The sequence below is a fragment of the Vibrio japonicus genome, assembly GCF_024582835.1.
In the GTDB taxonomy this organism is placed as follows: Bacteria; Pseudomonadota; Gammaproteobacteria; order Enterobacterales; family Vibrionaceae; genus Vibrio; species Vibrio japonicus.
Window position 1 is genome coordinate 839,355 of record NZ_CP102097.1, and the last position, 12,358, is coordinate 851,712.

Annotated in this window: 14 protein-coding genes; 9 read left to right on the top strand and 5 right to left on the bottom strand. The window is 46.6% G+C overall.

The window, feature by feature from the left end; all coding sequences use genetic code 11:
- Positions 1 to 54: 54 nt before the first annotated feature.
- Positions 55 to 960 (bottom strand): LysR family transcriptional regulator, encoded by a 906-nt coding sequence (locus NP165_RS16945; RefSeq protein WP_257085710.1) that lies wholly within the window; start codon positions 958 to 960, stop codon positions 55 to 57.
- A 126-nt stretch (positions 961 to 1,086) separates the two neighbouring features.
- On the opposite strand from NP165_RS16945, the gene NP165_RS16950 reads away from it, so the two are divergent.
- From NP165_RS16950 to NP165_RS16985, 8 genes are all read left to right on the top strand, one after another.
- Complete coding sequence (locus NP165_RS16950; protein ID WP_257085711.1) at positions 1,087 to 2,205, top strand: muconate/chloromuconate family cycloisomerase; 1,119 nt, start codon at positions 1,087 to 1,089, stop codon at positions 2,203 to 2,205.
- Between the two features lie 19 nt (positions 2,206 to 2,224).
- Positions 2,225 to 2,515: a muconolactone Delta-isomerase gene (catC, locus tag NP165_RS16955; RefSeq protein WP_257085712.1), complete on the top strand. Its 291-nt coding sequence runs from the start codon at positions 2,225 to 2,227 to the stop codon at positions 2,513 to 2,515.
- Between the two features lie 57 nt (positions 2,516 to 2,572).
- Positions 2,573 to 3,517: a catechol 1,2-dioxygenase gene (catA, locus tag NP165_RS16960; RefSeq protein WP_257085713.1), complete on the top strand. Its 945-nt coding sequence runs from the start codon at positions 2,573 to 2,575 to the stop codon at positions 3,515 to 3,517.
- Positions 3,518 to 3,617: 100 nt separating this feature from the next.
- Entirely contained in the window at positions 3,618 to 4,994 is a 1,377-nt protein-coding gene (locus NP165_RS16965) for a Rieske 2Fe-2S domain-containing protein (protein WP_257085714.1), read from the top strand.
- On the top strand, positions 4,991 to 5,482 hold the full coding sequence (gene benB, locus NP165_RS16970; protein WP_257085715.1) for a benzoate 1,2-dioxygenase small subunit: 492 nt from the start codon (positions 4,991 to 4,993) through the stop codon (positions 5,480 to 5,482). The genes NP165_RS16965 and benB overlap by 4 nt, the downstream gene beginning before the upstream one ends.
- Before the next feature lie 20 nt (positions 5,483 to 5,502).
- Positions 5,503 to 6,534 carry a benzoate 1,2-dioxygenase electron transfer component BenC gene (gene benC, locus NP165_RS16975; protein ID WP_257085716.1) on the top strand — a complete coding sequence of 344 codons (1,032 nt, stop codon included), beginning with the start codon at positions 5,503 to 5,505 and terminating at the stop codon, positions 6,532 to 6,534.
- Complete coding sequence (benD, locus tag NP165_RS16980; RefSeq protein ID WP_257085717.1) at positions 6,531 to 7,310, top strand: benzoate diol dehydrogenase BenD; 780 nt, start codon at positions 6,531 to 6,533, stop codon at positions 7,308 to 7,310. Before benC ends, benD begins: the two co-directional genes overlap by 4 nt.
- Positions 7,311 to 7,424: 114 nt before the next feature.
- Positions 7,425 to 8,747, top strand: a complete 1,323-nt coding sequence (locus NP165_RS16985; RefSeq protein WP_257085718.1) for an MFS transporter — start codon at positions 7,425 to 7,427, stop codon at positions 8,745 to 8,747.
- Positions 8,748 to 8,883: 136 nt separating this feature from the next.
- On the opposite strand, the gene arfB is transcribed toward NP165_RS16985, so the two are convergent.
- Positions 8,884 to 9,297, bottom strand: a complete 414-nt coding sequence (gene arfB, locus NP165_RS16990; RefSeq protein WP_257085719.1) for an alternative ribosome rescue aminoacyl-tRNA hydrolase ArfB — start codon at positions 9,295 to 9,297, stop codon at positions 8,884 to 8,886.
- Between the two features lie 178 nt (positions 9,298 to 9,475).
- Here arfB and NP165_RS16995 point away from each other — a divergent pair, with 178 nt between their 5' ends.
- Positions 9,476 to 9,850: a VOC family protein gene (locus tag NP165_RS16995; RefSeq protein ID WP_257085720.1), complete on the top strand. Its 375-nt coding sequence runs from the start codon at positions 9,476 to 9,478 to the stop codon at positions 9,848 to 9,850.
- Positions 9,851 to 10,089: 239 nt separating this feature from the next.
- On the opposite strand, the gene NP165_RS17000 is transcribed toward NP165_RS16995, so the two are convergent.
- From NP165_RS17000 to NP165_RS17010, 3 genes are all read right to left on the bottom strand, one after another.
- Entirely contained in the window at positions 10,090 to 10,440 is a 351-nt protein-coding gene (locus NP165_RS17000; protein WP_257085721.1) for an SPOR domain-containing protein, read from the bottom strand.
- 269 nt (positions 10,441 to 10,709) lie between these two features.
- Complete coding sequence (locus tag NP165_RS17005) at positions 10,710 to 10,838, bottom strand: hypothetical protein (RefSeq protein WP_257085722.1); 129 nt, start codon at positions 10,836 to 10,838, stop codon at positions 10,710 to 10,712.
- Positions 10,838 to 12,289 carry a RimK family ATP-grasp domain-containing protein gene (locus NP165_RS17010; protein ID WP_257085723.1) on the bottom strand — a complete coding sequence of 484 codons (1,452 nt, stop codon included), beginning with the start codon at positions 12,287 to 12,289 and terminating at the stop codon, positions 10,838 to 10,840. The genes NP165_RS17005 and NP165_RS17010 overlap by 1 nt, the downstream gene beginning before the upstream one ends.
- Between the last annotated feature and the right edge of the window lie 69 nt (positions 12,290 to 12,358).

The window sequence follows — 12,358 nt, forward strand, 5'->3', positions numbered from 1 at the left end:
AAGCCACATAAACTTATGATCAATAAGGAAAAGGTACTCTAACCCATTCAAGGGCTAGGAGTATCGGCCTGTTCTGCGGTTTTCAACCAACTCTTCCAAGATCGTGTTGACGAGTCGCATAACAGCATTGGCATTGTCGCCTCGGCGGCGAGAAGCGAGCACTTGTGTGGTGATGCTGGTATCTTGAAGTTTGACGTACTCAATCCCTTCTCGTCTGAGCTTATGGACTTGCTCCGGCACCAATGTATATCCCATCTCAGAAGCAACCAAAGAGAGTGCCGTTTGTAGGTCGTTAACTTGCTGGCTAACGTTGCTCTTTAAGCCACGGTTGTAAAATACGCCCTGAATAAAATCAGAAAAGTGGGCACCCGGTCCGGTTGGAAATGTGATCATAGGAAATTCGGATAACTCTTTGAGGGAAGGGCTATGCGTTCCTAATTCGTGGCCGCTTGGAATGGCCGCTAGCAGCGGTTCTTCAAAGAGTAATTCTTGTTCAACATCAGGATCATCGATACGAAGTCGGCCGAATCCGATATCAATTTTCCCTGTTTTCAGCGCTTCTATTTGCTCTTGGGTTTTTAACTCATGCAAGACAATTTCTAAGTTTTTGTTTTTTCTCAGCCGTCTGACCATTAAGGGCAATTGGCCGTAAAACACTGAAGGAACAAAACCGATAGAGAACAACGTTTTGCGCTTTTTAGCAATTTGCTGAGTTCCCTCAATGGTGACCATCACTTTGTCGAGGATTTGTTTCGCATGCACTAAAAAGTAGGCGCCGCCATCCGTCAGCTCTAACCCTCGGGGCTTACGAATAAACAGTGGTACGCCCACCATTTCTTCCAGTTGTTTGATTTGTCTAGTCAGCGGGGGCTGGGCAATACAGAGCTTTTCTGCAGCTCTGGTGAGATTCCCTTCCTCAGCGACCGCGACAAAGTATCGCAAGTGTCTTAACTCCATCATACCTCCAGGGTATTGCTTGGTACTTATTTGATATTTGTAGCAACAGGCTAAGCTATATAACCTTTAAAGCACAAATGATTTACATGTCATTTACATGTTATTTAATGAAAACCATCTGGAGATCACATGTCAGCAACTATTTACTCCATCGAAACGAGTCTGATTGATATCCCAACAATTCGTCCGCACAAGCTTTCTGTAACAACCATGGGAGTGCAAACCATGGTGATTGTTCGGATTAAAGATTCCGATGGATTTGAGGGGATCGGAGAGGCAACCACAATTGGTGGTTTGGCTTATGGAGCGGAAAGCCCTGAAAGTGTAAAACTGACCATTGATACCTATTTTGCCCCACACCTTATTGGTGAGCAATCGCACAACATCAATACTTTAAAGGTAAGGCTGAATTCTGCCATTCGCGGTAACAACCTAGCGAAGTCAGCAATAGAGACCGCATTGTTGGATTTACAAGGTAAGCGCTTAAATCTCCCAGTGTCTGAGTTGCTTGGAGGCGCTGTCCATCAACACCTTCCAGTTCTTTGGACTTTAGCCAGCGGTAATACCAATCAAGATATCGATGAAGCATTAAGTTTAATAGACGCTCAGCGCCACTGTGACTTCAAGTTAAAAATCGGTTCTGGCGCGTTAAAAGATGATGTTAACCACGTCATTGCAATCAAGCAGGCCTTAGGTGACTCGGCCAGCATTCGTGTCGATGTAAACCAAGCCTGGGATGAATCCAGCGCCGGGATTGCCATGGCAAAGTTTAGCGATGCAGGAGTCGACTTGGTCGAACAGCCAACACCAATGAAAGACTTTGATGCTTTGGTTCGCTTGTCTCAGAAGTTTTCCCTACCGATTCTGGCCGATGAATCAGTTGCTGATTCGAAAGATATGTATCACCTGGCCAAGGCCGGATTTGCAGGCTCAGTCGCGTTAAAAATCGCTAAAGCAGGCGGTCCAATCCAAGCCTTGCAACAAGCGTACGTTGCTCAAGCGGCAGGTATCGGTTTATACGGCGGCACACTCTTGGAAGGCACGATTGGCACAGCTGCCTCGTTACACGCCTGGTCAACACTAGAAACCTTGCATTGGGGAACGGAGATGTTTGGTCCGTTGCTGATGAAGGATGACATCGTGACCACTCCGCTGAATTTCCATCACAACGGGGTCGATTTACCGACTGGTCCAGGCCTAGGTATCGAGATCGATGAAGACAAATTCGCGTATTACCGCCGAAGCTAACCCACAGGAGTAAACCCTTATGTTATTCAAAGTTGAAATGACGGTAAAAATCCCACATTCCCTGCCGGAAGATACGGTCGCCGAAATAAAAGCGAAAGAGAAAGCTTACGCGCAACAACTTCAGCAATCAGGTAAATGGCGACATTTGTGGCGAGTAGCAGGCAGCTACGCCAACGTCAGTATTTTCGATGTAAAAGATAACGCGGAACTACAGGATTTGATTAGCCAGTTACCGCTGTTTCCTTATATGGACATCAGTGTATCCCCTTTATGTCGTCACCCTTCGTCCATTCACGAAGATGACCGATGAGAACACCGAAGTGATATCAACTAACTGATAAGTAACGAAATAAAGCAAGGAGAAGAAATGATGAACGTTAAAACTATGCACACACCGGAAGTACAAGAGCTACTAGAGAAAGTTGCAGGTTTCAATAATTCTGACGGTAATGAAAGGGTTAAAACTATCCTGCACCGCGTTATGCACGATGTCTTCCAGATTATTGAAGATCTGGACATCACACAGGATGAATTATGGACAGCGGTCTATTACATCAACCAACTGGGTGCGAATGGTGAGGCGGCTCTGTTAGCTCCAGGTCTTGGAATCGACAAGTACCTAGATATTCGTTCGGACGAGGCGGATAAGCAAGCTGGACTCTATGGCGGAACACCAAGAACGATTGAAGGCCCTCTATATGTAGCGGGTTCGCCGAAGAGTGAAGGTTTTGCTCGCATGGATGATGGTACCGACACTGAATCAGAAGTTATGTTACTGACTGGACAGGTTACGGATCAAGACGGCAACCCAATTCGCAACGCCGTGGTAGACATTTGGCATGCAAACAGTATGGGTGCGTACTCTTACTTTGATAAATCTCAAAGTGAATACAACCTGCGTCGTCGAATCGAGACTGATGAAAACGGCCGCTACACGGCTCGCTCGATTATTCCGGCAGGCTACGGTTGTCCTCCAGAAGGCTCAACTCAGCATTTGCTTAACCAGTTAGGACGTCATGGTAACCGACCTGCTCATATTCACTTCTTTATTTCTAAGCCGGGTTACAAACACCTAACCACTCAGATCAACCTAGCCGGTGATGAATACACTTACGATGATTTTGCTTTTGCAACCCTTGAAGAGTTGGTTATTGAAGCACAACGTATCGAAGATCCAGCTAAGGCAGACGCTCTAGGATTAGAAGGTCCATTCACTCAGGTTGAATTCGATATCCAACTGCTCAGCACAGAAAAGTCAGAACTTCACGTTCGCCACTCTCGCTTGCGCGCCCTTGAGGGTGAACAGGCTTAACAAACTTACCCTACTTATTGCCCTGTGCTAACCACCTCAGTATTGGGGTGGTTACAGCGCCCCTGTACCCGAAACTCAGGATGCAAAAGGAATAAATATAATGAATAGCAAACTCAAGCAACTAGCAGACAACGTACGAAACGCCGTTGTTGCCGATCCAGACACTGGACGTTACCAGTGTGACCGTGGCATTTTCACCGATCGTGAACTGTTTGAACTGGAAATGAAGTACATCTTTGAAGGTAACTGGGTTTATCTTGCTCACGAAAGCCAAATTCCTAATCCAGGTGACTACTACTCAGTCACTGTCGGCAGACAGCCTGTTATCATCACTCGAACCAAAGACGGCGATTTAAAAGCCATCCTCAATACGTGTACCCACCGTGGCGCAACTCTGTGCCGTAAGAAACGCGGTAACAAAGCTTCTTTTACTTGTCCGTTCCACGGATGGACCTTCCGCAACGACGGAAAACTACTCAAGGCGAAAGACCAGAAAAAGGGTGGGTATCCGGATCAATTCAATACTGACGGTTCCCATGATTTGAAAGAGATGGCTAAGTTCGGGAACTATCGCGGATTTCTATTCGGTAGTTTAAGCGCCGATGTACTCCCATTAGAAGAGTATTTGGGTGAAACGACCAAAATCATCGATAACATTGTTGATCAAGCGGAAGATGGGTTGGAAATACTGCGCGGCAGTTCAACTTACACCTACGAAGGTAACTGGAAGTTAACAGCAGAGAATGGGGCTGATGGCTACCACGTGAGTTCAGTGCACTGGAACTACCTGTCAACTATGGGTCAGCGAAACTATGAAAAAGGCGGCACAGAGGCGGTAGATGCGAAAAGTTGGTCAGCGGAAGGCGGTTTCTACTCATTTGAAAACGGCCATATGATGCTTTGGACCCGCTTGTTAAACCCTGAGGTGCGTCCAGTTTTCGGCCAACTAGAGCGATTGGAAAAGACCTTTGGTGAGGCGAGAGCCGACTCTATCGTTCGCACGACCAAAAACCTATGTCTATATCCGAATGTTTACTTGATGGATCAGTTCTCCACTCAAATCCGAGTCAGTCGTCCGATTGATGTGAACAAAACTGAAGTCACCATTTATGCCTTCGCGCCAAAGAACGAATCAGCAGAATTACGTGCCAAGCGTATCCGTCAGTACGAAGATTTCTTCAATGTATCTGGCATGGGTACTCCTGACGATCTGGAAGAATTCCGCGCTTGCCAAGATGGATACGAAGCAAGAGGCGCACGATGGAATGACATGAGCCGCGGCGCAACGCACTGGATTGACGGCCCTGATGACCATGCAAACCAATTGGATATGAAGCCTCTAATGAGCGGGACTAAACCGGAAGATGAAGGCCTATATGTGAATCACCACCGCCACTGGCAGGACGAAATGCTAAGAGCTATTGAAGCTGAATCTGACCAAATTATTCCGGTACTGAACAAGGAGACTGACGCATGAGCTTGAATTACCACGATATACAGCAGTTTATTAACCGTGAAGCCCGCTATCTCGATGATAAAGAGTGGGATAACTGGCTAGCGTGTTATCACAAAGATGTGACGTACTGGATGCCAGCATGGGATGACGATGAGGAGCTGACGGAAGATCCGCAGCGTGAGATCTCACTGATTTACTACCCGAACCGAGATGGCTTAGAAGACCGTGTATACCGATTGAAAACGGAACGTTCCGGTGCAAGCTCGTTGCCAGAACCGCGCACCAAACACTTTATTAGCGGGTTGGAGATCCTATCGCATGAAGGAAGTGAATTGCAGCTGCGTTTCAACTGGTTGACGAAGTCTTATCGCTATAAGAAGACACAGGAATTTTACGGTACATCTTTTTACACCTTAGACATCAGCGGCGAAACCCCTTTAATCACGTACAAAAAAATTGTGCTGACTAACGACTGCATCAATCAGGCGGTTGATGTTTACCACTTGTAATGGATTGCGGGAGCATCAATATGACTTATAACATTGCACTCAATTTCGAAGATGGCGTCACTCGTGTCATTAACTGTAACGACGGTGAGACGGTTCTCGATGCGGCATACCGCGCACAATTGAACCTGCCTATGGACTGTTCCGACGGAGTTTGCGGTACGTGTAAGGGCACTTGCCGTCAAGGAAAATACGATTTAGGCGAAGAGTATATCGACGAAGCGCTAACGGATGAAGAAGCTGAAAAAGGGCTTATCCTAACCTGTCAAATGGTGCCTTCCAGCGATTGTGTCGTCGAAATCCCAGCGGTTTCTTCAATGTGTAGTAAGGCCGCAAACAGCACAGTTACGGGAACTGTCGATGTGGTCAACCTCATATCGCCGACCGCTATCGAACTAAAAATTACCGCTGATAACGATATCGGCTTCCTACCTGGCCAGTACGTCAACATTCAGGTGCCAGGTAGTGATGAAACAAGAGCTTACTCTTTCAGCTCACTGCCAGGTAGCCGTCAATTGAGTTTCTTGATCCGAAATGTACCCGGCGGTCTGATGAGCTCTTGGCTGGTCGGTAAAGCTAAGTCCAACGATACCGTATCGTTAACTGGCCCAATGGGTGTGTTCTACTTACGTCCGGTTGAGCGCCCTGTCTTGATGCTTGCCGGTGGCACAGGATTGGCTCCGTTCCTTTCGATGCTAGAACACCTGAAGGAAAAAGGGTGCGATCAGCCAGTACATCTGATCTACGGCGTCACCAACGACGACGATCTGGTGTGTGTATCAGCCTTGGAAGCCTTTGCCGCTAGTATTCCTAATTTCAGTTTTAAAACGGTTATCGCGAATGAAGAAAGCGATCATCCGCGCAAAGGATACGTGACCAATCATATGGAAGACGCGCCTTTCAATGACGGTGATGTTGACGTTTATCTTTGTGGCCCACCTCCGATGGTGAATGCGGTATTAGGTCATTTCGAATCTCAGGGAATCAAACCGAATTCTTTCCATTACGAAAAATTCACTGCGAGTGTGACTCCTGCTTCTGAGGAGGCCGCATGAGTGCCCGCTTTATCAATAAGGTCATGGTTGTCACTGGCGCCGCGCAAGGGATTGGTAAGCGCGTAGCAGAACTGGCTGCGAGTGAAGGCGCAAAGCTAGTTCTGGTTGATATCGCCGACTATGTTCACGGCGTGGCCTCGCAACTGCAAGAGCAAGGCACGGAAGTACTGGCGCTTCAAGCTGACTTGGAAACATGGCAAGGCGCACAATCTGTCATGGAGAAAGCTTACGCACAATATGGTCGTATCGACATTCTCATCAACAATGTTGGTGGAACCATTTGGGCTCAGCCTTTTGAACACTATCAACCAGAGCAAATCGAGAAGGAAATACAGCGATCGCTCTTTCCAACTCTGTGGTGCTGCAGAGCAGCCATCCCATACATGTTAGAGCACCAAAGCGGGGCTATCGTGAATGTGTCATCTGTGGCCACCCGCGGTCTGATGCGAGTGCCTTACGGTGCTGCGAAGGGAGGCATTAATGCGCTAACAGTGAATATGGCATTCGAATACGCTGAGCGTGGGATCAGAATCAACGCTACCGCACCAGGGGGAACTGAGGCGCCTACACGCTTGACGCCGCGTAATAGTGCACCTCAGAAGGAACAGGAAAAAGAGTGGTATCAATCCCTCGTCGAACAGACGAATGCCACTAGCTTTATGCATCGTTATGGAACACTCGATGAGCAGGCTGAACCGATCCTATTTTTGGCCTCTGATGCCGCTAGTTACATCACTGGCACAGTCCTTCCTGTTGCAGGGGGCGATTTGGGCTAGTGAATAACCGGAACGGGTTTTAATGACCTAAGTTCACAAACTAAAGTACATGCAAGGAGAGCAAGATGAACAACCAAAAGCAGCCTATTACCAACCACAATGAGGTGGCTGAGTATGAGTAGCATCAATATTACCGAGGTTGTCGATAACGCCAAATTTAACCGCTTTCACTGGAAGGTATTATTTTGGTGTACCTTAATCATCATTTTTGATGGCTACGATCTTGTCATTTATGGCGTAGTATTGCCTAAACTGATGAGTCAATGGGACCTAGACCCCTATGTTGCCGGTATGCTGGGAAGCGCCGCACTGTTTGGGATGATGTTCGGTGCGATGGGGTTCGGGATGCTGTCGGACAAACTTGGCCGGAAAAAAACCATACTGATGTGTGTGGTACTGTTTAGTGCAGTCAGCGCCGTGAATGGCTTAGCCAGCACTCCATGGCAGTTCGGTATTCTGCGCTTTATCGCTGGCCTAGGTATCGGGGGAGTAATGCCTAATGTCGTCTCACTCATGACCGAATACTCGCCGAAAAAGAGCCGAAGTACATTGGTTGCATTGATGTTCTCTGGTTATGCCATCGGTGGGATGATGTCTGCAGGACTAGGTATCTGGATCGTACCCCGCTTCGGTTGGGAGATCATGTTCTTCCTTGCTGCGGTTCCGCTTGTGCTGTTGCCGCTGATGATCAAGCATTTGCCGGAATCACTGACATTCTTGGTTACGCAAAAGCGCGAGCAAGAAGCGCGTGAGTTACTCGTGAAGGTGGAGCCAAGCTGTGATAACAACAAGGACTCGGAGCTGGTTGTTGCATCTGCCCAAAAGGCTCAAGCTCCAGTATTAGAGCTATTCCGTGACGGACGTATGTTTAGCACGCTGATGTTTTGGACGGCGTTTTTCTGTTGTCTACTGATGGTTTACGCACTAGGCTCTTGGCTGCCAAAATTGATGTCCGTGGCGGGTTACGGATTAAGCTCAAGCCTGATGTTCCTAATGATACTCAATGTAGGTGCTATCATCGGTGCGGTCGGTGGTGGTTGGCTAGCGGATAAGTTCTCCCTACGCTCGGTCCTTGTGTGCTTCTTTATCCTTGGCTCTCTGTCGCTCATTATGCTCGGTTACAAGAACCCAACTTGGGTACTGTATACTCTCGTAGGTATTGCTGGTGCTGCGACTATTGGTTCCCAGATCCTGCTGTATGCGTATGTGGCTCAATACTACCCAACTCACATCCGATCAACTGGTTTGGGCTGGGCATCTGGAGTTGGCCGTAACGGTGCCATTTTTGGTCCGATGGTTGGTGGTGCATTATTGGCCATGGCGCTTCCTCACCAGATCAATTTCTTAGTACTGGCTGTACCAGGAGTTATCGCAACCATTTCAATGATATTCGTTGATCGAAACTTTAGCCGTCAGCCGCGCTCAGTAGAAGCGTAACCTCCCTTTTGGAGAACAGTGAAAAAACTCTCTCCCGGCACCTAATGCGTGCCGGGAATCTTTTCTTTTCCGATTACTGTTACTCCGAATTTAGGTCAACACGCTTTTGCAAACTAACGGTATAACCTGAGGCAAATTAATGCTTAATGCGGCCACGTAAAGATTTAGTCTGAGACTTGATGTTTTTACCTTTCAGTCTACGCTCTTTGGAAGCGCGGGTCGGTTTGGTCTCTTTACGTGCCTTTTGTACCACCATCGCCGCGCGGATCAGCTCTGCCAATCGGTTTAATGCATCTTCTTTGTTTTGTTCTTGGGTACGAAACTGCTGCGCCTTAATCGTGATCACACCGTCTTTAGAAATTCTCGAATCCTTCAGCGCTAAAATTCGCTCTTTGTACACATCCGGCAGGGTGGAGTGTTTGACATCGAACTGAAGATGGATAGCCGACGAGACTTTATTCACATTTTGCCCGCCGGAGCCTTGCGCTCGGATGGCAGTCAATTGGATTTCCCACGCTTGCAGGGTAACGGTGTTGGATATTTTGAGCATAAGGCAGTATGGATGCTTGGTGTTGTTCAGTTCGCGGTCATTCTAACGCATCTTAGGGCAGGGCGTAGATCCTTTTATTTTCTGTGAAAATGCGATCGAATCGTCCATCCCCTTCTGGCAACAGACTGATATTAAGCTAGCTTTAAATCGACTGCGGCAAAACCAGGAGGCACAGCAGATGAATCCAGTAGGCTGGTTTGAAATTTATGTTGATGACATGGAACGGGCGAAAGCATTCTACGAGGCGGTGTTTGAAGTCACGCTAGAGCAGATTGATGATCCCGCCAACGTCGGCATTGTGATGTGGGGCTTTCCATCGTCGATGGATCGATATGGCGCGACGGGTGCGTTGGCGAAGATGGAAGGTGTGCGAGCTGGTGGCAATAGCACGATGGTGTACTTCGCCTGTGAAGATTGCGCCACGGAAGAATCACGCGTGGTCGATGCGGGAGGAAGCGTGGAACATTCTAAGTTCTCAATCGGTAAATATGGCTGTATCTCAATCGTCAGTGATACCGAAGGGAATATGATTGGCTTGCATTCGATGAGTTGAGGTGCAAGCAAACATAAGCGGAACATTGCAGCAAGTCGAAATCGCAATTCTGACTAATACCCTGATTTCCAGCCATATTATATGGCTGGAAGCATCCCTAAGACTCTTGCTTTGCGAGTTTCTTGCCCAATCGCTTGAATAGTTCCATTCAGATTCCTTAAACGTCTGCTTAGGCTCTTTTCCTAATCCATGTTTTAGGGTGTCATCCATCGTTATTCGTAATTTTCTCTCAGATAAATCTATCGCATACGTACTACATTGGTCTCTTGTTGCTTTTTCATTTTCTCGAAGGTCAAGATGAATGGCTCAGATCGTTGTACATTCTGAGGCAACGTCTGGATTGCGCGATAAGCCTCATTTTTTGTTCTAAAGTCCCCAACGGTTACAGCATACCAACGTGCTCCACGACTGGACTTCCAGTTTACCCATACCGGATAGTCGGGCTTAATATGACTAATATATTCTTGAATATCAGCTTGTTGCCTCAGCGCCAAAACTTGCATGGTAAAGTGGTTAGAGTTCATATTCCCGTAAGCATCCTGAGAAGTCATGACACCGACGCATTGTGCTTCTGGAATTGAGTTGGGCATGGTACTGCATCCCAATAACATTAAACTGAGTAACAGAGGGGTGGCTCTTAATAGTTTCATATTTTTCCCTAACTAATAATGACGGCTTACAACTACCTATTACTTATAAGGCGACAGAAATCATGTAAGGTTTACCTGAATTTTCAGTTTATGACTGGTATGACATAGGATTTGATGTATGTAACTCGAATAGAAGGCGGAAGTTGTAGGGGTATGTTTGTAGTGACTTAGTGAATTTAGCCTCCAACATCGCGTTGGAGGCTCAGAACTTACACTAAGGTAGCAGCGGTTTGCTCGCCCATCTCAATCAGATTATCAAGAATACGTTCGCCGTCAGCGCGCAGGCCATTGTGCTCGAACTCGTTGGTGATCCACGCTTTCGAATTTGGGATTAGCATCAGAAACCACGCATTTGAATTCGTCGTAAAAATTCCGTGACAATCCGGTCATAAAGTAAATCACCCAAAAAGGCATCTTCAACATGATGGTCAATGCTTGGGTTGTCATTGACTTCAATGACATAAGCTTTATCACCAATCTCTTTTACGTCAACGCCATAGATCCCATTGCTAATTAAATTCGCGGCTTTAGTCGCGGCATCAAGTACATGTTTAGGGACATGTTTTATATCGAGCGTTTCAAAGCCACCAGAAGTAACCCTACCAGAATTATGGTGTTGATAAATTTGCCAATGGCCACGACTCATTAAGTACTTGCACGCATAAATAGGTTGGCGATTAAGGATGCCTATTCGCCAATCGAAATCCGTTGGTAGATATTCTTGTGCCAGAATCAAAGCACTTTTCTCAAAAACCTTATCACACTGCTGCGTCAGCTCTTCGAGATTTTTGACTTTCACTACGCCAATGGAGAATGCACCATCCGGCACTTTTAGCACCATAGGGAAACCGATTTTGTTTACAACCTCTTCCAACTGCTCATTGGCACCCGCACGCAGAACCATACTATTTGGTACCGGCACTTTGTGTAAGGTCAGCAATTCCGTTAAAAACACTTTGTTCGTGCATTTCATGATCGACTCAGGGTCATCCATGACCACCAGCCCTAAGTTTTCCGCGGCTTTGGCAAACTTATACGTAAAGTTGGAGATATTGGTGGTAGCACGAATAAAGAGTCCATCAAACTCCCCAAGCCTACCCAAATCATCCGGCCCAATGATTTCCATATTAATCCCAATTCGATTAGCGGCACGTTGGAAACGTCGAATCGCTTTAGGATCGGAAGGCGGCATCTTTTCTTCTGGATCAATCAGTATGGCAATGTCATAACGATAGTTTTTGCTTTTCTTTTTCTTGCGCCAGACTTTGTTTGAAAACGACTCTAACGAGGAAGCAAAAAAATCCTGCTCACTATCGTTTAAAGATTGAAATGCACACGCTTCTAAGCGAGCCAATTGCCATTTATTGTTGACGCGGATAAAGCTTGCATCGAGCACTGGAACCATAAAGTGTTCAAATACTTGATGAGCGATTTTTTCCAACCCAGTGACTTCGGTTCGACCAAAGTAAATTTTGGCATCAATCTGATCTTGATCGCGAAAGTGCTTCTCAAAGTAAGTTTGCTTTAGGTTAAGCATAAATTGTTGAGTGAGGTCATTCATCGTCATCACTCTTGGGATGACTCGATGCCCTCGTGCCTCAGCCATTAAGGAGCAATAGTAACCATTACTCATATAATCATAAGAGCGACAAAGGTTGATTACTTGAATACTTTTGTTCTCGGTAAACGCGCCACTGGTAAGGTAATCATTTACAGACACAACATTTTCGGAAGGGAAGTACTGTTTCCAGTCACCTAGTTCATCAGTAACAATAAGGATGTTCGCCATCAGTTCAATTCCTGTTGAGAGATTTCTGTTTTTACTTTTAAATGACAGCATTAAAGCGAATAACCGAGG